This window comes from Mesorhizobium sp. B3-1-7 (genome assembly GCF_006439385.1).
In the GTDB taxonomy this organism is placed as follows: Bacteria; Pseudomonadota; Alphaproteobacteria; order Rhizobiales; family Rhizobiaceae; genus Mesorhizobium.
In genome coordinates this window covers 1-21,055 of sequence record NZ_VFTL01000043.1, presented here as the reverse complement: position 1 = coordinate 21,055, position 21,055 = coordinate 1, and the positions used below count along the sequence as shown (strand labels likewise).

The following is a 21,055-nucleotide window of genomic DNA, read 5'->3' as shown; positions in this document are numbered from 1 at the left end:
GCATGAGCGATATTGGCGAAATCCGCATGCAGGTCATGTGGAACCGGTTGATCTCGGTGGTCGAGGAGCAGGCGCTCACTTTGCTGCGCACTGCCTTCTCGACCTCCGTGCGCGAATCCGGCGACCTGTCGGCCGGCGTGTTCGATCCGCGCGGCCAGATGCTGGCGCAGGCGGTGACCGGCACGCCCGGCCACGTCAACACCATGGCCGAGGCGGTGCTGCATTTCATGCACGCAATCCCGCGCGAGGAGATGTTCGAAGGCGACACCTATGTCACCAACGACCCTTGGCTCGGCACCGGCCACCTGCACGACATCACCATGGTGTCGCCGTCCTTCCTCAACGGCGAGCTCGTGGCCTTCTTCGCCTGCACCGCGCATGTCGTCGATGTCGGCGGCCGCGGCTTCGGCGCCGACGGCAAGTCGGTCTATGAGGAAGGCATCCAAATCCCGATCATGAAGTTCGCGGAAAAGGGCAAAGTCAATCTCGATCTCGTCCGCATCCTGCGCGCCAATGTCCGCGAGCCCAATCAGGTCGTCGGCGATTTCTATTCCTTGGCCGCCTGCAACGAGGTCGGCCACCGGCGCCTGGTCGACATGATGAAGGAGATCGGCCTGGCATCGCTCGGCGGGCTCGGCGACTTCATCTTCTCGCGCACCCGCGACGCGATGCTCGAGCGCATCGAGGTGCTTCCGAAGGGAAGCTGGTCGAACGAGCTGGTGACCGACGGCTATGACGAGCCGGTCAAGCTTGCAGCCACGGTCTCGGTCCGCGACGACCATGTCGAAGTCGATTTCACCGGCACCGATCCGATGAGCCGCTGGGGCATCAACTGCCCGATCATCTACAGCAAGGCCTATGCCTGCTATGCGCTGAAATGCATGGTGGCGCCCGACATTCCCAACAATGCCGCTTCGCTCGCCTTTTTCACCGTGTCGTCGCCGGTCAACATCCTGAACGCGGTGCGGCCGGCGCCGGTGGCGCTCAGGCATATTTTCGGCCACATGGTTCCCGATCTGGTGCTCGGCGCCTTCTCCAAGGCGTTGCCCGGAAAAATCCTTGCCGAAGGCGCCGGCGCGCTCTGGAACATCCATATTTCGGCGCGCCCCGTTGCCGGCGCGTCCGGCCGGCGCGCCGAGGTGCTGATGTTCAACTCCGGCGGCATGGGCGCCCGCCCCGAGCTCGACGGCTTGTCGGCCACGGCCTTTCCGTCCGGCGTGCACACCATGCCGATCGAGGCGACCGAGCATACCGGGCCGATCGTCATCTGGCGCAAGGAGCTGCGGCCCAACTCCGGCGGCGACGGCGAATTCCGCGGCGGCTTGGGGCAGGTTATCGAGATCGCAGCGACCGATGGCCATGAATTCGACTTCTCGGCCATGTTCGACCGCGTCAATCATCCGGCCCACGGACGCAACGGCGGCAAGCCGGGCGTCGCTGGTGTCGTCAAGCTCGACGACGGCACGAAGATGCGCCCGAAAGGCTGGCAGCATGTGCCGGCAGGGCGCCGGCTGATCCTCGAACTGCCGGGCGGCGGCGGCTATGGCGATCCGGCCAAACGCAATGCGGCCGCGCGAGCCAATGACCGGTCCAAGGGTTACATCACGGAGAACGACTGATGAGCTATGTTGCCTCGCGCCTGTCTGCGGTGAAGCCTTCGGCTTCGATGGCGGCTTCGCAGGCCGCCAAGGCGCTGCGCGCCAAGGGCGTCGACGTGATCGATCTCGGCCTGGGCGAGCCCGACTTTCCGACACCGCATCACATCGTCGATGCCGCTCATTTCGCCGCCAAGGCCGGCCAGACACTCTACACGGCCGCCGCCGGCACGGTCGAAGTGCGCGAAGCCATAGCCGGCAAATTCCGCCGCGAGAACGGGCTGGACTACACCGCCGATGATATCGTCGTCGCCAACGGTGCCAAGCAGATCATCTTCAACGCGCTTATGGCGACGCTCGAGACCGGCGACGAGGCGATCCTGCCGGCGCCGTATTTCGTCTCCTACCCGGAAATGGTGAAGCTGCTCGGCGGCACGCCGGTCGTTGTCGAATGCCCGGAGACCACCGGCTTCCGGCTGACGCCGGCGCTCTTGGAAAAGGCGATCACGCCAAGGACGAAGTGGCTCTTCCTCAACATGCCGGGCAACCCGTCCGGCGCGGTTTATTCGCAATCCGATCTGAAGGCGCTGGCCGCTGTGCTGGCGAAGCATCCGCAGGTGCTCATCCTTTCCGACGAGATCTACGAGCACATCCTGTTCGACGGACGCGAGTTCGTTTCTTTCGGCAAGGCCTGCCCCGAGCTCAAGGAGCGCACGCTGATCGTCAACGGCGTTTCGAAATCCTATGCGATGACCGGCTGGCGCGTCGGCTACGCGGCCGGACCCGCGCCGCTTCTCAAGGCGATGTCGACCATCCAGAGCCAGTCCTGCACCTCGGTTTGCTCGATCGCGCAAGCAGCGACTGTCGCCGCGCTCAACGGCCCGCAGCATGAAGTCGCCCGCTTCCGCCAGGCTTTCGAGGCGCGCCGCGACCTAGTCGTCGACGGCATCCGGAAGATCAACGGCCTGACGCTGTCGCCGCCGGAAGGCGCTTTCTACGCCTATATCGGCTGCGTCAGCCTGATCGGCCGCAAGACGCCCAAGGGCGTCGTGCTGGAGGACGACGCGGCCGTCTCGAATTATCTTCTCAACGAAGGCCGGGTGGCGTCGGTGCCTGGCGTCGCCTATGGACTGTCACCCTATTTCCGCATCTCGACCGCGACCAGCGAAGAGGTGCTGACCGAGGCGATCGCGCGGATCAACGCCGCCGTCGCGCAAGTGGAGTAAGTGATGCCGCATTACGAACGTATCCTGATCACCGGCGCCGCCGGCCGGCTCGGCTCGCAGCTGCGCAAGGGGCTGGCGCCGTTGGCCAAGACGATCCGCCTGGCGGGGCGCGAACCCTTCGGCGACCTTGCGACGCACGAGGAGGAAGCTGTCTTCGACCTCGCCGACATGGAAGCCACGATCGCCGCGACCAAGGATTGCGACGCGATCGTCCATTTCGGCGGCGCGCCGCTCGAATGCGAATGGCAGACCATTCTCGATTCCAGCATCCGCGGCTCCTACCACATCTATGAAGGCGCCCGTAAACACGGCGTGAAGCGCATCATCTATGCCTCATCGGTGCATGCCATCGGCTATCACGAGATCGACGCGCATATCGGCGTCGACGCGCCGGTGCGCCCGGATAGCCTCTACGGCGTGTCGAAGAATTTCGTTGAAAGCCTCAGCCGGCTCTACTGGGACAAGTTCGGCATCGAGACGGTATGCCTGCGCATCTTTTCGTCCTTCCCCGAACCGGCCGACCGGCGCATGCTGTGGTCATATCTCTCCTTCGCCGATTGCGTGCGCCTGGTCGAAGCGTCGCTGACCGCGCCGCGCGTCGGCCACACGATCTCCTTCGGCATTTCCAACAACAAGCTGAAGATGGTCGACAACAGCGGCGCGGACCACCTTGGGTTCATCCCGCAGGACAGCGCCGAGCCATTTCGCGCCGCGGTCGAGGCCAAAACCCCTGTTCCCGATCCGAACAAGCCGTCGGTGAAATATCTCGGCGGCTGGTTCTGCGAGCTTGGCCATCCCGACGACAAGCCCGCCTGACGATCCCGTCCGCCAAGAACTGCGCCACGAAAGCAAAACGCCGGCAACTCGTTGAGTTGCCGGCGTTTTGCAATCGAAGCTGGTAGCGAGGCCAGGATTTGGCTTCTCTGTCCCGGGGGCGTCGGCTTTGCCCTTATTGCAGGCCCCTGAGAGTTCAAATCGACCGGCCCTCACAGCCGAATAACAAAACGGCCCGCGTTGAGCGGGCCGTTTTGAGTTTGGTTGTGGGGACTGGATTCAAGCGCGCCGGCGATCCTTAAGGAAGATCCTTTCAACAAACGAATTCCGTGACAGCGCTGTATGGCAACCTGCCCAGAGCGCGCCCCCCATAGTGAGTTCACGAGGTAGCGGTCCTCTGCTATCATAAGTATCCGCGCCTGGCTCCGCACCGTTGTCCCGCGACTCCCATTAACTCAATCCGATTGCCAAACGGATCGGACACGTACGTCCGGTAAAAACCATCAATCGGCTCGTCGTCTTTGCACGCAAACCCCGCCGTGTTGAGACGCGCGCGAAGCTTTGGAGCTCGTCAACCACAAACGCCGGGTGCACCTTGTTGGCAGGGCAAAAGGCGGCCTCCACACCAGATGCACACGGGCGCGGCCAGCCTCGAACCAGCAGCCGCCCCCCGACCGGCTTCGAGCTCGCAACCGGGCAATTTTGCGCCGCCTTACTTGGTCGCTTCGAGCTTGTCGACCGCCGCGCCGAACCCCTTGAGCGAAACCGGAATGGTCACCGGTTTGCGCGTTACGGATTCCATGCCGACGTTCAACGTCGCTCCGGATCGCATCGCCTTGAGCAGATCCGGCGCCAGCGGCGTCGCGGCATAGGCGCCGTTCTGGTCACTGGTCTGGATAGCGATCGTGACCTTCTTGCCGCTGTCGATCTGGTAGGAAGTTCCCGATGGCAGGAACAGGCCATGCGGCAGGGCCAAAAGCATGGCAAAGCCTGGGGTACCCTGCTGGCGGCGCACCGTCACAGTCAGAACCCGCTGGCCGGTCTTGGCTTCGGTGAGATTCTGCGAAACTTGGCATTGCAGTTCGGTGCCCGTTGATCCCGACGAGCAATTGACCACCCAGGGATTGGCGTCCGCGGGTTTCGTCTCTGCCGGCTTGGTATCTTCGGCCATGGCAAGGCCGGTCGCCAGCAAAAGCGCGCCGAGGCCGACGGGCAGGTATCTTTGCCTTCCAAGTACATTAAATCTCACTAATATACTCCAATTGTCACATCTCTCGGTTTATAGCCGGCTTAATTGAGTCCGAGTCGTTGGACGCAAAGTCAATGTTGCCCTACTGCAACAGGACTCTAATTTCTGTGTTAATACCGTATCGCAACCGTGAATTGCCGTGCAATACTATGCAATACATTAGCTATCCGCTATCCCAGTGGAAGAGCATGGCGGCAGCCGGGACGGGTAGATGCGCTCGCGCACAGGGCTGATTGAACGTCGGGGGAAGACCGCTGAGCGCCAAATGCGGCGACGCGGCGGAGCATTGGCTGCATCCCGCCGCTCAGGCATTTTGCTGCGCACCTCCGCGCTGACCACTGTCGCTCTCGCATTGTCGGGCCTGGCCGCGCATGCCGAGGATGCCGGGCTATGGCAGCCGCAGGTCCGTGCCATCATCGGCGCCAACAGCAACAGTGGCTATTCGGCGCTCGAAGGCTTCCTGCCGATCAAGCAGAACCTCGAATCGGTCCTCTTCCTCGACGTCCGCTCGAAATATGATTTCGACAACGGCTTCGGCCAGGATGTCGGCCTCGGCGTGCGCCGCATCGTCAATCCGGATCTGATGGTCGGCGGCTACGCCTATCTCAACATCCAGAACGACGACAGCCACCAGTTCGTCGCCACCACGCTCGGCCTCGAGGCGATCACCTCGAAATATGACGCGCATGTCAATGTCTACCTGCCGATCAGCAAGGACCGCGGCTCGACCGGTATCGATTCGACGCTGTCGCTCGTCGGCAACCAGCTGCTCGAACAGATTTCGACGATCGACCATCGCACCTATGCGGCCTGGGGCATCGAGGGCGAGGTCGGCGTCCAGGCGCCGATCGACCTGCCGGAAAACCAGTCGCTGCGCTTCGACGTCGGCGCCTACCATTTTGCCGACCCCAACGGCGACGACCATTCGATCACCGGGGCCAAGGCGGGGATCGAGTACACCTTCGGCGACGTCGTCGGCAAAGGCACGTCGCTGACCTTCACCGGTGAGGTGCGCAACGATAACCGCGACGACACCCAGTTCGCCGGCAGCGTCCGGCTGACGGTGCCGTTCAACGTGTCGGGCAAGGGCAGTTCCGTCGATGACGATCCCGATCTCGTCTCCACGGTCAGCCCGGGCCTGCGCAAGCGTCTCAATGAGCGCGTGCGCGGCGACATCGGCGTCAGGCTGGAGAACCAGGACAGGGTCAACGGCACGACGACGCGGGTGGCCATCAACGCTGCCACCAATGCGGCCTTCGGCAATTTCTTCTTCGCCGACGGCGGCAATTCGCTCGGCCTCGGCACCATCGGCGATCCGACCACGCTGGATGATGCCGTCACCAAGGCCGGCGGCAACGGCTTCATCGTCGCGCTCGGCGGCAGCGGCAACATCACCACCGGCGGTGTCAATCTCACCGCCGGCCAGACCGTCATTGGCGGCGGCGGCAGCGTCCAGGCGAAGCTCGCCGACGGCAGCGTCGGCACATACAATTTCGGCGGCAGCAACGGCACCATCCAAGGCACCAACGCCGCCAGCCCCGTGATCACTCTGGCGAGCAACAACACGCTGAGCAACATCACCATCACCGGCGGCGGCGACGGCATCTTCGGCAACAATGCCGCAGGCACGAAGCTGACCGATGTCACCGTCAGCGGCGCCGGCGGCAACGGCGCCGACTTCACCGGTAATTCCACCAGCGTCAGCGCGTCCAATTTCACCGCGACCGGCAACGGCCTCGACGGCCTGCACATCGAGGATAACGGCACCTACAACCTCACCGGCACGACGACGCTCAACGGCAATTCCGATGACGGCCTCGATATAACCGGACAGGGCACCTACACCTTCGCCACCGTCAATGCCCAGAACAACACCGACCGCGGCATAACGGTGCAGGGCACGTCGAGCGGCGGCAGCTTCACCACCACCGGCGGCACGATCTCCGGCAATGGCGGCACCGCCGTCTTCATCGATCCAATCACCGCCCATGTCGTGCTTGATTCCATCACCCAGAGCGGCGGCGTGTCGGGCGTCATCCTCGACCAGGTGTCGGGCAGCTTCACCGTCAATGGCGCGACGAATATTTCGAACACCACCGGCCCGGCCGTCGCGATCACCAACTCGCCGGCATCGATCCGCTTCGGTGACATCGCCATCACCAATCCCGGCGCCGACGGCATGTCGTTCAGCGGCGTCAACGCCGCTGTGGTCGCCGGCAACATCGTCATTTCCGGGCTCGGAGCCGGCACCGGCCTGGACTTCTCCGGAAGCCAGACCAATTTCACCGCGCAGTCGCTCAATCTTACCGGTACCGGCGCGGCCGGCTCCACCGGCATCGACCTCACCTCGCCCAGCGCCGGCGGTGCGGTCATCACCATCACCAATGGCGGTATCATTGCCAATGTCGACACCGGCGTTCGCCTCGGCATTGCCGGTACGCCGGCCGATTCGGCTAATGCCAATTTCACCTTCGGCGGCGGTTCGATCGCCGGCATCACCGCCTCGCTCGACGCGCGCGGCCTCAATCAGACGCTCGGCACCTATGCCTTCGGTTCGACCACCTTCAGCGGGCCGCAGCTTTTCGACACGCAGAATGTGATCTTTGTCGGCGCTGCCGCGACAGGAACAGGCGACGGCTCCTCGCTTCTCGATCTGGCCTCGATCGCGACGGCCGATGCCAACACCGACGGCACCGCCATCTTCGTGCTGGTCAACGACGCCAGCAACACGCCGATCGATGCCGGCGGCGGCTTCACGCTGAGCGCCGGCCAGACGCTCGCTTCCTTCGGCAATGGCCGCAGCTTCTCGCTCGGCGGCGTCCCGATCAACGTCACCGGCGACAATGTCCAGCACGACCAGGTTGTCTCGGATGTCAACGGCGCCGCGACGCTTACCAGCACCGGCGCCGGCGACGTTGTAACGCTGGCCAACAACAGCTCGCTGCTCGATTTCAATATTTCGGGTGGCAGCGCCAATGGCATCCATGGCAGCGGCGTCACCGGCGTTACGCTGACCGGCATGTCGGTCAGCGGCGCCGGCCTTGCCGGTGTGCTGTTCGACGGCACCGGTAGCGCCACTGCCACCGACCTGACCTCGACCGGCAATACTGGTGTGGGCCTGTCCCTGCAGGGGGCCGGCACCTACAATTTCAACGGCACCACGACGCTAAACAGCAACGGCGCCGATGGCTTGTCGATCACCGGCGATGGAACCTATAATTTCCAGACGCTCAATTCGCAGAACAATGCCGGCAGCGGCGTCGATGCAAGCTCCACCGGCACCGGCAAACTGACGACGACCGGCGGGACGATTTCCGGCAATTCCGGCCAAGGGTTCAGTGCCTCGCAGATCGGGCTGGACGTCACGCTGACCAGCCTCACCCATACTGCCGGCGGCACCGGGATAGCTCTCTCGAACGTTACCGGCAGCTTCGATATCACCGGCACGACGACGATCTCTGGCGTGCCGAACGGGATTGTCATTCAGAACAGTTCGGCAACGGTGGGCTTCGGCGGAAAGGTCACCGTCACCGCCCTCACTGGCTCGGGCATCATTCTCGATACCACTTCCGGCGCCGTCACTTTCGGCGACGTCGCCATCGACCAGCCGGGCCAGAACGCGATCGATGTTTTCGGCACCAACGGCACGATCGCCTTCGGCAACATAGACATCACCAACCTCCCGACCGGCAAGACCGGCCTAGATCTGTCCGGCAGTTCCTCGACCTTCACCGCCACGACGCTCGACATCGCGGGCGCCGGCACCTCGACCGGCATCGACCTCTCCGGCACCACCGGCGGCTCTGTCACCATCGGCAGCGGGATCATAACGGCCGGCACCGGCGTGCAGATGGGCACGCATGGTGCTGCCGGCACCACCGCCAACACCACCTTCTCCTTCGGTGCCGCCGGTGGCGCCTCGATCACCGGCACGGTCGCCTCGCTCGACATGCGCGGCCTGATGGCCGGCAGCGGCACCTATGCCTTCAACGGCACGGCGCTCGTCGGGCCGCAACTGTTCGATGCTGCCAACATCATCTTCGTCGGCGCGGCCGACACCGGCACCGGCAGCGGCGCGGACGTCAGCGATCTTATCAACGCGGCTGCCGCCGACGACCTGACCACCGACGCGAACACAGTCTTCGTGCTCATCAACGACGACACTGGAAACATCAACACCGATGCGGACGGCTTCACGCTTGCCGATGGTCAGCAGCTCGTCTCGTTCGCGAATAGCAACACGGTCTCTCTCGGCGGGCCGCCGGCCAATGTCACCGGCACCAATGTCGTTGCCTCCGGCACACAGGCCGATCCGTTCGGCAATGGCGCCGCCACGCTCAACAATTCGGCCGGCGGCACCATCGACCTCGCCAATGGCAACCGCGTCGCCGATCTCAGCATCAGCAACTCCGGCTCCGGCTCGGCGATCAACGGATCGGATGTAAACGCGGCAACCATCACTGGCGTGACGATCACCAGCGCCGTCACCGGCATCGATCTGACCGGCGCATCGGGCGCTATCAACGTCACCAACACCACGATGGGCGGCGTCAGCGGCACCGGCCTCCTGGCTAGCAATTTCAGCGGCACCGGCACCTTCAACAATTTCGACATCACCGGCGCCGGCACCGGCGTCAGCGTCACCGGCGGTTCCACCGGCGCGCTCACCTTCGACAATGCGAGCTCGATCGCCGGCACGTCCGGTGTGGCCTTCAACATCGACACGGCAACTTCCACCGTTACCTATAACGGCACGATCAACCAGACGAGCGCGGCAAGCGCGGTCAAGATCAACGCCATGACCGGTGGCAGCGCCACCTTCGGCGGCAAGATCACAGCCAGCACCGGCGCGGCCAACGCCATCGATCTCACCGGCAATGCCGGCGGCACGATCAATTTCAACGGCGGGCTCGACCTCACCACCGACGGCGGCTTCGCCTTCAGCGCCATCAATGGCGGCACGCTCAACGTCACCGGCACCAACACCATCGCCACGGGCGGCGGCGTCACCGAAAAGGGTATCCAGCTCGGCGGCGCCAGCGGCCTCACCATCGGCGCCGGCGGGGTGACCTTCGACAGCGTCACCGTCGACGGCTCCGGCGGTACTGTGCCGACCGGTATCGTCATCGAGAACACCAGCGGTGGCAACGTCACCTTTGGCGGCGTCGACATCAGCCGCGTCAATGGCGACGCCATCCGCCTCACCAATGTCGCCAGCGGCACCTATACCTTCAACGGCACGACCACGATCGCAACCGTCGTCGGCAATGGCCCGGGTTTCGTCGTTCAGGGCAGCGCTGCCACAGTCAACGTCGGCAACCTCTTCACCACCGGCGTTTCCGGCGACGACGTCAACCTGACCAACAACACCGGCACCATCTCCATCGGCGGCACCATCACCAATTCCGGCACCGGCAACGGCGTCGTGGTGTCCGGCGGCAGCGCGGCGATCACCGTTTCGGCCAACATTTCCAGCTCGGCAAGCGCGCCGGGCACGGCGATCAAGGTCGACGGCACCACCGGCGGCTCTGTCGCGTTCACGGGTAACGTCACCTCGACCGGCACCGGCAATATCTTCGCCATCGGCACGACGACGGCGCCGACGGGCGGGGCGATCACCTTCGCCGCCGGCAAGACGCTGACCGCCACCGGTGGCGGCGGCGCGGTGATCGGTGGGCTTGCCGGCAACGCGACCTTCAACGACTCGGCACTGTTGTCGATCACCAATGCAACCGGCGACGGCCTTTCGGTCTCGAACGTGGCAAGCGGCGCTGCTGTCGGCTTCGCCAGCGTCACAATCTCCGGCGCGGGCGGCAACGGCATCGAGATCGCCAACAATGCCGGCCAGGTGACGTTCTCGGGCGCCACCAGCGTGACGATGGGCTCGGCCCCCAACACGGCCGGCATCGATTTCACCGGCACCAATGCCAACGTCACCTTCGGCGCCACGACGGTCAGCAACATCGGCGCCAACCAGACCGGCATCGACTTCAGCGGCTCGTCCACCGCTGCCAATTTCAGCCTCGCCGCCACCATCACAGGCCTCGGCGACCTCACCTCGCGCGGCATCGATCTGTCCTCGACGACCGGCAACAAGGTCATCACCTTCTCCCAGGGGTCCTCGATCGCCAATGTCGGCATCGGCGTCGACCTTTCGTCCGGTCAGACCACCGCCACCTCGGCCAACGCTACTTTCACCTTCGGCGACGGCGATTCGACCGATGGGCTGGAATCCTCGATCTCCGCGGCCACCAACGGCTACACCGTCAACACGGTCGGCCTCGATCCGACGCTCGGCGACTACGATTTCGACGACGTGGCCTTCACCGGCAGCGCCAACCTGGCCTCGGCGCCGGGCGCGGTCACGCTGGTTTCGCAGTCGGGCGGCTTCATCAATGCCGGCACGACCGGCAATCTCAGCATGGGCGTCAGCACCATTTCGCTTGCCGCCGCCGATGCGCTGACCGGCGCCCAGAACTTCGCCTTCGTCGGTCCGATCGATGTCGGCGCCAGCGCCTTCACGCTCGATTCGGGCCAGACGATCACCGGCTTCGGCAATGGCAACGTCGTCTCGATCGGTACCATCCAGCCGGTGAACGTCCACGGCAACCTCGGAGCCACCGGCGGCAACATCACCGGCGACGAGGCCGTGGTCACCGGCACCGGCGACTTCATGCACCTGCTCGGCGACAACGCCGTCCGCCACACCGCCTTCGATTTCAGCGGCGCCAGCGGCTCCGCTTTCCTGATCGACCAGAGCGCGCCGGGCTTCAGCAATGCCAGCGGCATCATCATCGAAGGCGTCACCATCAGCAATGTGGCGGCGGGCCAGACGGCCATCAAGGTCGCGGGATTGACTGGCAATCTCTCGGTCATCAACAACGACATCGACGTTTTAGGCACGCTGCTCGACGTGAACGGCGGCTCCGGCACCATCCAGGTGTCGCGCGGCATCCTGACGAACAGCGCGACGCCCGGCACGCTGATCGGCGGCGGCATCAACATCGCCAACCGCACCGGCGGCGCGGTGACCTTCACCGACCAGGTGACGATCACCGGCGGCAACGGCGTGTCGATCTCGGGCGGCACCGCCGCCGGCGCCGTCAATTTCAATGGCGGCCTCGACATCACCACCTCGGCCGATACCGGCCTCGATTTCTCGGGCCTGAACCTGCTCACGGTCGCCAATGCGGGCTCGACGACGATCAACGCGACCGGCCAGACGGCGCTGTCGCTGCAGGGCGCGATCGGCGCTGGCGGCGTCCATTTCAACAGCGTCACCTCGACCAATGCGGCCGCCCAGGGCGTGCTGATCAGCGGCGCCAGCGGCGGCAATGTCGATCTCGACGCCGTCAACGTCGCCGGTTCAGGCGGCGCCGGCATCGAGGTTCTCAATTCGAGCGGCACTTACATCTTCGGCAATACCACGATCGACAATTCGGCCTCGGCCGGCCGTGGCGTGAACATCGAGAACGCCGCCAGCGCCACCACCATCACCTTCGACGGCACGCTGGGCATCACCACATCCACGGGCAGCGGCTTCCGCGTCGCAAGCAGCGCCCCGCCGGCCGCCACCACGGTCAATGTGACGGGTGCCGGCACGCGCAGCGTCAGTACCTCGAACGGAACCGCCGTCGACATCACTTCGGCCACCCTCGGCGGCGGCTTCACCTCGGTCAACGCCAGTTTCTCGGGCGCGGCCAACGGCATCAACCTGCAGCAGGTGGCGGGCTCGCTCGATCTCGGCAACGGCACGCTGACCAACACCGGCTCCGGCGCCGCCTTCAATGTCGGCTCGGCCACCGACCAGAGCGGCGGGAATGCGACGATCTCTTATGCCGGCAATATCGCCTCCAACGGCAACGGCGCGGCGGTCTCGGTCCAGGAACTGACCGGCGGTTCGGTGACGCTGTCGGGCAATCTGACGGACGGTTCCGCCACCAATGGCGGCCACATCGTCGTTGCCAACATCAACAACGGCACGGCGGCCACCATCACCTTCTCCGGCGCCAGCAAGCAGATCAGCTCCGGCACCAACGACGCGGTCAGCCTGACCGGCAACACCAACGGCACGGTCAACTTCACCAATGGCGGGCTGGCGATCACCGCCACAAGCGGCGCCGGCTTCACGGCCACGGGCGGCGGGACGGTCAATGTCGGCACCGGCGGTAGCGCCAACACCATCGCCACGACCTCGGGAACCGCGCTGAACCTCAGCGGCGTGACGGTGGGCGCCACATCGCTGAATTTTTCGACCGTCTCGGCCAACGGCGCCGCGAGCGGCGTTTCGCTTGCCAACATAGCCTCGTCGGGCGGCGGCACGATCGCGCTCGGCACGGTCAACCTGCAGGGCATCACGTCGCGTGGTGTCGATGTATCCGCCACGTTGGGCGCGGCGCTGTCCTTCAACGACCTCGATATCGGCTTGAACAACAGCGCCGCCGTGGCCTTCGATCTCAACGGCGCAACGATCAATGCCGCCGTTACCGCCAACGATTTCGACGTCACCAATGCGGCCGCGGCCGGGACCTCGATCGGCGTCGATCTGCGCGGCGCCACCGGCGGCCAGACCGTGCGTCTCGGCGACACCGACCCGAACGGCGCGAGTTCGAGCATCGCCGGTGTCAACACTGGCGTCTTCCTCAGTTCGGCGAGCAACCTCAACTTCATCTATGGCGACGGCGAGCAGGCGATTGACCAAGCCTCGACCATCAGCGCCAATGTCGGCATCGACGCCTCCAGCGCGCCGGTCTCCGGCACCTACGACTTCCAGGATGTCAACTTCGCGGCCAGCCCCGGCCTCGGCTTCGGGGTCGGCAGGATCTACTTCGTCGGCACCAGCGCCACGGGCGACGGCAGCGGCAAGGACCAGAACAATCTCGCGACGCTGACCACGGCGGAAGCGGCGGCGGTTTCAACCGACATCATCGTGCTGGTCAATGACGGCGGCGTTATAACGGCGGCGGGCAGCAACGGCAACGACACGCTGGCGCTCGCAACCAGCGAACAAGTGCGCGGCTTCGGCAACGGCAACATCGATCTGGCGCTGACGGTGCCGTCGACGATCCAGCTGGCCAGCAACAACATCTCGATTGTAGACCAGACGCCAAACGGCGCGGCGACGCTGACGAGCGCGGATGGCAGCAGCATCGTCACCCTGGCCGGCAACGGCAACATCATCGACGGCTTTACGATAAATGGCAACGACGGCACAGGCGCCAATGCCGCGATCGGCATCAGCGGCTCCGGCACGGCGAACGCCACGATCAGCAACATGACGATCAGGAACGTCACGGCCACCGATATCGACTTCGGCACCGGCGCTGCCGGCACCACGACGCTGACCAATCTCTCCCTCTTGTCTACCGGGGCTGGCGGCACTGCCATCAAGTTTGGCGCAGCCTCCGGAACGGTCACCGGCACCAATGTCGACACGACAGGCGGCAGCGGCGTGTCCGTCGTCGGTGGCAGTGCGGCCTTCACCTTCGACAGCGCGAGCTCGATCGCCAACGTCGCCGGCACCGCCGTGAGCATAACCAACCGCACCGGCGGCGGCTTCGGCTTTGCCGGCACGGTTACGTCGACCATTGGCGGCAGCGGCATCGTCATCTCCGGCGCGACCGGCGTAAATACGGTCAACTTCAGCGGCGCGGTCAATTTCAACGCGGCGGGCACAGGTGTGTCGATCAACAATGGCGGCCTGGCCTCGGCCGTCAGTTTCGCCAACCTCTCCCTCACGACGGGCAGCGCCAACACGGCCTTTACGGCGACCAACGGCGGCACGGTCAATGTCACCACCGGCTCGATCAGCACGACTGCCGCCCAAGCGGTCAACCTCAACGGCATCGCGGCCGGCATCAATTTCACCTCGACCACCTCCGGCGGCGGCACCAACAACGTCGCGCTTACCAATGTCACCGGCACGGTGAACCTGGGCACCGGTTCGCTGACCGGCGCGTCGGGCGTCGCCTTCCTGGGCTCCGGCGGCACGGCAACCGTCACCTATGGCGGCTCGATCACCAAGACCAGCGACGGCCGCACGATCGATATCCAGAACCGCACTGGCGGCACGGTGACACTCAGCGGCGCGGTTTCCTCGACCGGCTCGAGCGACGGCGTTTTCCTCAACGCCAACACCGGCTCGACCATCAGCTTCACCGGCGCCCTGACCATCGACACCTCGAGCAGCAACTCGATCGGCTTCAACGCGACCGGCGGCGGCACGGTCAGCGCGACCGCCTCCGGCAGCACCATCAATTCGGGCCAGGCGACCGCGCTCAATGTCGTCAGCACGACGATTGGCGCCTCCGGCCTGAAGTTCCAGAGCATCTCCTCGAGCGGCGGCACTGCCGCCGGCATAGTGCTCGACGGCACCGGCTCTAGCGGCGGGCTGACCGTAACCGGCACCGGCTCGGCCGGCTCGGGCGGCACGATTTCCAGCAAGACCGGCGCCGATATCCTGACCGGCACAGACGCCGGCGGTCAGACCGTGAGCGGAAGTGCCGGCACCGGCATCTTCCTGAGGAATACCTCCGGAGTATCGTTCGCCAACATGCAGCTGAACGACTTCTCGAACTTCGCCGTCTACGGCAACACCGTCACCAACTTCACGATGACCGGCATGACCATCAACGGCGTCAACGGCAACAACAATGCCGGCGACCGCGAAGAAGGCTCGATCCGCTTCGACAACCTGCTCGGCACCTCTTCGATCACCAACTCCAGCATATCGGGCGGCTACAACCAGAACGTCGACCTCTACAACACCAGCGGCACGCTGACCCGGCTGACCATGGACAACATCCAGTTCGGCCTGATCGATGCGACGGGAGGCAACGACAATGTTCGCGGACAGGTCTACAACAGCGCGACCGCCAACTACACGCTGACCAACAGCACCTTCGCCGGCACGCGCGCCGACTTCATCGCGTTCCTTGCCAACAACAATTCCACCATGGATGCCGTGGTGCGCAGCAACACGTTCCACAACGGCCAGGCGATCATCCCCGGCGGCGGCACGGCGGTCGATATCCGCAGCGGCTCGGGCGGCCTTGCCTCCGCTGCGACGACCACCTTCGATATCTCGCACAACGTTCTGACCGACGGTGGCGCCAATGCCTTCGATACCGTCGGCATCTTCGTCGCCAAGGGTCAGGACAACGGCACCATGGCCGGCACGATCGCCAGCAACCAGATCGGCCCGGCCAAGGTGAACTCCAATTCGGATGGCATTTTCGTGCGCGTGGCCGGCGCTGGCACGATGACGACCCTGATCCAAAACAACACCATCACCGGCGTCGGCAACAACGGCATCCATCTCCAGAACAACGATGGCAGCGCCACGTTGAATGCCACGATCTACGGCAACAGCGTGACGTCGCCAACGAGCTCATTCCCGTTTGCCGCGCTGCTGGTCGACAATGGCGCCACAGCCACCGACACCAGCACGACCAATGTCGTCATCGGTTCGGGCACCGGCGGCGCGGGCAGCAAGAACACGCTGACCCACTCACCCAACTATGCGGTCGATGTTTCGTTGAGCAATTTCAACGCCAGCACGCACCTCAACCTGTCGCGGAATGGTTCGGGCCAGAGCACGGCGCTCGGCGTCATCCAGGATGACAACACCGGCGTGCAAACGGTCGATACGACGGGTGGCAGCGGGACCATCACCTTCGTCAACAGCTTGCCGACGCTTCCGCCGGTAGTGGCGCCCTAAGTCTTGCCTTGCATGTGCCTTGGTGGTGGCATTTTCGCCGCTGGGCGTAACTTTAGTAAAAGTGAAGTTAAAAGATTTTTTTATTACACGCCTTATTGCCGTTGCGTAATGTAATCGCATTGCGCTAATGTATGCTTACAGCAAGGAGGGGTGCGATGGCGGAACCATTTCTTTCCGAAATCAGAATCATGTCTTTTGCCTTCCCTCCGAAAGGCTGGGCGCTTTGCAATGGGCAATTGCTCCCGATCAACCAGAACCAGCCGCTGTTCTCGTTGCTGGGCACCACTTTCGGCGGCGACGGCCGGGTGAATTTCGCCCTGCCCGACTATCGCGGGCGCGTCCCCATCCATGTCGGCGGCAGTCATGTGCTGGGCGAACGGGGCGGCGAGCAGGCGCACACGCTTTCGATCTCGGAACTGCCGGTCCATAGCCATGCCGAGATGGCCACCACGGCCAATGCCGATGTGCCGGCTCCCGCCGGCAACCTGCTGGCAACGGTCGCCAACGTCTATACGCCGCCAGCGAACCCCACTACGACGATGGACCCCGGTACGCTGGCCTTGGTCGGCGGCAGCCAGGCGCATATCAATATGCAGCCGTTCCTGACACTGAGCTTCTGCATCGCCCTGCAGGGCATTTTCCCGTCGCCGACCTGAGGAAACGCAATTATGGCACAACCCTATGTTGGCGAAGTGAGAATGTTTGCCGGCAATTTCAATCCTGCCGGCTGGATGTTCTGCGAAGGACAGCTCTTGCCGATCTCGGAGTATGAAACCCTGTTCAACCTGATCGGCACCACTTATGGCGGCGACGGCGAGAGCACCTTCGCATTGCCCGACCTGAGGGGCCGGCTGCCGCTGCATCAGGGCGACAGTTTCATCCTTGCCGAGACCGGGGGCGTGGAGGAAGTCACGCTGACGACCCAACAGATCCCCTCACACACGCACCCGTTTGTCGCCTCGTTGAACAACGCAGCGGCGAATACGCCCACCGGCAATGTGACCGGGCAGGTTGGCGCCTCGCAGATCTACCGTGAAGCGCCGGCGACGACGCCGATGTCCCCGCAGACCGCCGGGCAGACCGGCGGCGGTCTGCCGCATACCAACTTCCAGCCGTATCTTTGCATCAATTTCATCATCTCGCTGTTCGGTATCTTCCCGTCGCCGACTTGAAGAGGACGTCATGGCCGATCCGTTCGTCGCCGAAATCCGCATCTTTCCGTTCAACTTCGCGCCCAAGGGCTGGGCATGGTGCGACGGTCAACTGCTGCCAATATCGCAGAACACCGCGCTGTTCTCATTGCTCGGCACGACCTATGGCGGCAATGGCAAGTCCAACTTTGGCTTGCCCGATTTGCAGGGCCGCGCGCCGATGCATCCGGGGCAGGGACCGGGGCTGTCGCTGCACGATCTCGGTGAGCAGGGCGGATCGGAGACGGTGCAGTTGCTGATATCGGAGATGCCGCAGCACGGGCACACGCTGATGGGGAATATCAATCCAGCCAATCTGGCGGCTCCAAGTGCGACACGATCCTATGCGCGCACGAATCCAGGGCAATCTTACTCGGCGACAGCCACGTTGACGCCGCTCAACGATCAGGCGGTGCGACCGGTCGGCGGCGACCAGCCGCACAACAACATGCAACCCTATCTCACCTGCTATTTCTGCATCGCGCTTCAGGGCGTCTTCCCACCACGCCCCTGATTTGCCGATGAACCATTTTCGCGGGGCGGCCGGCTGGATGCGCGCGGCGGGTGCTGGGCTCACATTCCGCGGGTCAACGGATGCCGATCTGCCGTTTCTGTTGCACCTCTATGCCTCGACCCGCCTCGAAGAGCTGGCCGTGACATCCTGGGCCGAGGCGCAGAAGGCCGCGTTCCTCGACACGCAGTTCCAGGCGCAGCACGCGCATTACCGCAAATACTACCCCGATGCCGACTGGTTGGTGGTCACGCGTGCCGGCAGCGATATCGGACGGCTCTATATCGAGCGCTGGCCAGGCGAGCACCGCATCATCGACATCGCCTTCCTGCCGGCGTTTCGCGGCAAGGGCTTCGGCTCGGCCCTGCTCAGCGATCTCATCGACGAAGCCGCAGCCATCGGCAAAGCGGTCTCGATCCATGTCGAGAAGCACAACCCGGCCATGCGGCTTTACCTGCGGCTGGGCTTCACCGTGGCCGAAGACAAGGGCGTTTACGACCTGATGCTGCGTCCGGCCCCGTGAGCGCCGCAACCATCACGCACCGCGATACCAGGAGACGATGGTGAAGCGTTCGTTGCGCGTAACCGGCGTCACTTCGTGCGTCGTTTCCGAGCGAAACGCGACCACCGACCCCGGCAATGCCAGCATCGCGACGCGCAGCTCCGGACCGCTGTAAGGTCCGTGCAGGACCAGCGAACCGCCGGAATAGTCCTCCGGCGAAGGCTCGTCGGACTGGCCGTTAAGAAAGATCACCATCGAAATCTTCCGGAAGCGCGACTCGTCGCGAATGATCGGCGTGTTGCCGTCCTGGTGCGGCACGAAGAAATCGCCCTCTTGGTAGTGGAGGAACTGCGGTTTCTCAAACGCGCCCAGCGCGATTGCGAAATGCCGTTCGAGCACCGTTTTTTGCTGCTCCAGCAGACGCTTTATCAGCGCCTGCGCGGCAAGCGAAACTTCGGCACGTCTGGTCTGACGCACCTGCGACCATTGCGGCTTCTGATCGGAACGGCCGAGCAGGCCGGCAGCCTCGCCGGTGGCTGCGCGAATTTCCGAGCACAACGCGCGACAGGTCGCTTTGTCCAGCACTTTGGGGATTGTGACATAGTCGACCACGCCCGGCCGATCTCAGTTGAAGACCGCTTCGTAGATATAGCCCGCCTGGTCGCCGGAGATGGGCACGATGAAGATGTCATGCGTGATCTCGCTGCCGACAAAGCGATAGGTCGCCTGGGGCAAAAGCATTTCGCGCGGCCCTTTGAACAGCGCCGAGAAGCCGCCGCCGGCGCGCGGACTGTTGGCGACGCGTTTTACTGAAGCGAGCTCCAGCGCGACCATCTGCCCGCCTGCCTCGACGACGAATGTCTGCCCGACCGCCTGCTCGAATTGCGTAGCCGATGCCATTCCCGTCCACCTTCAATCACTACCGGTTGCCGCCAATACCGGCGGTCCGCGCCATGCTGTTCATAGCGTGCCGGGAAGCCGTTGCGCCAGCCCTTGTGCTGGCCTAAACCCTTTATAGCTGCGCTATTGCATGGCTTTTTGGAGGAGGCTGAACATGGCTGAAGCGAAGACCGAGAAGGCGCCGGTGCTAGCCGGCTCCGGCAATGCGCTGCCGCTGTTTTATAGCAATCCCGAAGCGCTCAACCCGATACGCCATGGCTCGCTCGGGCTGATCGCGCGCGCCGATTTCGGCTTTGCCCGCGCGGCGCATTCCATCCCCGTGGCGGCCTCAGAAATGCCGGGCGCCATGCGCTCCTATCCGATCGTCTTCATAGGCCCGGCCAAGGCGCCGGTGATCATCACTGGCCTGCGCCAGAACGAGAACCTGTTCGTCGATCACGACGGCCGCTGGACCGAACCCCACTACATCCCGGCCTATGTGCGGCGCTATCCCTTCATCCTGGCGGATGAGTCGGCGACAACGGGCCGGCTGACACTCTGCATCGACCGAGCCAGCGACCGCGTCGTCGATCAACTCGCCGCTCCCTTCCGAGACGATGGCGGCAAGCTCGCTTTGTTCTTCAACGGCACCGAGCCGACCGAAGCGACCAAGCAGGCGCTCGCCTTTTGCAGCCAGTTCCAGAACGATTTCAACGCCACCCGCGCCATGGTTGAGAAGATCGACGCGCACGGCCTGTTCGCGGCGCGGCAGAGCAAGGTGACGCTGGAAGGCGGCGAGACCCTGAATCTCACCGATTTCCAAATCATCGACGAGGTTGCGCTGAACAAGCTTGGCGACGAGGCTTTCCTCGACCTCCGCAGATCCGGCGCGCTGGCGATGATCTATTGCCACCTCGCCTCCTCCAACAGCTGGTCGTCGCTGGTCCACCAGGCGTCGATGCGCAAGCGGGCTTAGAAAATGAGCGGCGACAATTTGATCGTGTGACGGTACGCCGATGATCGCTGATCGGCTACGCTTGCCCGATGCTTTGGGACAGCCAGACGAGGATTCTTGTCGAACTCTTGACGGATCACGACGCCACAGAACTCACAAAGGCGAGGCATTCGCCGTCGACATCGAAGTCGTTGGTTGAGGGCTAGTAAATGGCATTTCGGTGTCTTGGCACCGGCAGGAAAGTACGTTGGCGTTATCGCTTACTTACAGCCGGGACAGATCCAGCGCTCGATGACAACAGCGCGCAAATACCTCGTTTGTCAGCGGCAAGCAGGAATGTGCCTCACAACGAGTGCCGAATCGGTGACTACGTGCCAGTCCAACGCAAAACGGCCCGCGTTGAGCGGGCCGTTTTGCGTTTGGTTGCGGGGACAGGATTTGAACCTGTGACCTTC

12 protein-coding genes are annotated in these 21,055 nt (G+C 64.0%); 9 read left to right on the top strand and 3 right to left on the bottom strand.

The window, feature by feature from the left end; all coding sequences use genetic code 11:
• The first annotated feature begins 2 nt into the window (after positions 1-2).
• From FJ417_RS28245 to FJ417_RS28235, 3 genes are read left to right on the top strand one after another with little or no spacing between them, the layout of a single operon-like run.
• Positions 3-1,619 carry a hydantoinase B/oxoprolinase family protein gene (locus FJ417_RS28245; protein WP_140785730.1) on the top strand — a complete coding sequence of 539 codons (1,617 nt, stop codon included), beginning with the start codon at positions 3-5 and terminating at the stop codon, positions 1,617-1,619.
• Entirely contained in the window at positions 1,619-2,821 is a 1,203-nt protein-coding gene (locus FJ417_RS28240) for a pyridoxal phosphate-dependent aminotransferase (RefSeq protein ID WP_140785709.1), read from the top strand. The genes FJ417_RS28245 and FJ417_RS28240 overlap by 1 nt, the downstream gene beginning before the upstream one ends.
• 3 nt (positions 2,822-2,824) lie before the next feature.
• Complete coding sequence (locus tag FJ417_RS28235; RefSeq protein WP_140785708.1) at positions 2,825-3,637, top strand: NAD(P)-dependent oxidoreductase; 813 nt, start codon at positions 2,825-2,827, stop codon at positions 3,635-3,637.
• A gap of 670 nt (positions 3,638-4,307) precedes the next feature.
• Here the strand turns inward: FJ417_RS28235 and FJ417_RS28230 are convergent.
• Positions 4,308-4,844: an invasion associated locus B family protein gene (locus FJ417_RS28230; protein WP_246672379.1), complete on the bottom strand. Its 537-nt coding sequence runs from the start codon at positions 4,842-4,844 to the stop codon at positions 4,308-4,310.
• Positions 4,845-5,130: 286 nt separating this feature from the next.
• On the opposite strand from FJ417_RS28230, the gene FJ417_RS28225 reads away from it, so the two are divergent.
• The 5 genes from FJ417_RS28225 to FJ417_RS28205 all read left to right on the top strand — a co-directional run bounded on the left by FJ417_RS28225 (position 5,131) and on the right by FJ417_RS28205 (position 18,787).
• A complete protein-coding gene (locus FJ417_RS28225) occupies positions 5,131-16,563 on the top strand; it encodes a hypothetical protein (protein ID WP_140785707.1) in 11,433 nt (3,810 codons plus the stop codon).
• Positions 16,564-16,718: 155 nt separating this feature from the next.
• A complete protein-coding gene (locus FJ417_RS28220; RefSeq protein WP_140644684.1) occupies positions 16,719-17,219 on the top strand; it encodes a tail fiber protein in 501 nt (166 codons plus the stop codon).
• A gap of 42 nt (positions 17,220-17,261) precedes the next feature.
• Positions 17,262-17,735 carry a tail fiber protein gene (locus FJ417_RS28215; protein ID WP_246672381.1) on the top strand — a complete coding sequence of 158 codons (474 nt, stop codon included), beginning with the start codon at positions 17,262-17,264 and terminating at the stop codon, positions 17,733-17,735.
• A 10-nt stretch (positions 17,736-17,745) separates the two neighbouring features.
• On the top strand, positions 17,746-18,267 hold the full coding sequence (locus tag FJ417_RS28210; protein ID WP_140644686.1) for a tail fiber protein: 522 nt from the start codon (positions 17,746-17,748) through the stop codon (positions 18,265-18,267).
• A 7-nt stretch (positions 18,268-18,274) separates the two neighbouring features.
• On the top strand, positions 18,275-18,787 hold the full coding sequence (locus FJ417_RS28205; protein ID WP_140785706.1) for a GNAT family N-acetyltransferase: 513 nt from the start codon (positions 18,275-18,277) through the stop codon (positions 18,785-18,787).
• Positions 18,788-18,799: 12 nt separating this feature from the next.
• Here the strand turns inward: FJ417_RS28205 and FJ417_RS28200 are convergent, their stop codons facing one another.
• The gene (locus FJ417_RS28200) at positions 18,800-19,378 is read right to left on the bottom strand and encodes a 2OG-Fe(II) oxygenase (protein ID WP_140785705.1); all 579 of its coding nucleotides are present in this window, start codon (positions 19,376-19,378) and stop codon (positions 18,800-18,802) included.
• 12 nt (positions 19,379-19,390) lie between these two features.
• The gene (locus FJ417_RS28195; protein ID WP_140644689.1) at positions 19,391-19,666 is read right to left on the bottom strand and encodes a hypothetical protein; all 276 of its coding nucleotides are present in this window, start codon (positions 19,664-19,666) and stop codon (positions 19,391-19,393) included.
• A gap of 154 nt (positions 19,667-19,820) precedes the next feature.
• On the opposite strand from FJ417_RS28195, the gene FJ417_RS28190 reads away from it, so the two are divergent.
• Positions 19,821-20,621 carry a SapC family protein gene (locus FJ417_RS28190; RefSeq protein ID WP_140785704.1) on the top strand — a complete coding sequence of 267 codons (801 nt, stop codon included), beginning with the start codon at positions 19,821-19,823 and terminating at the stop codon, positions 20,619-20,621.
• Positions 20,622-21,055 lie beyond the last annotated feature (434 nt).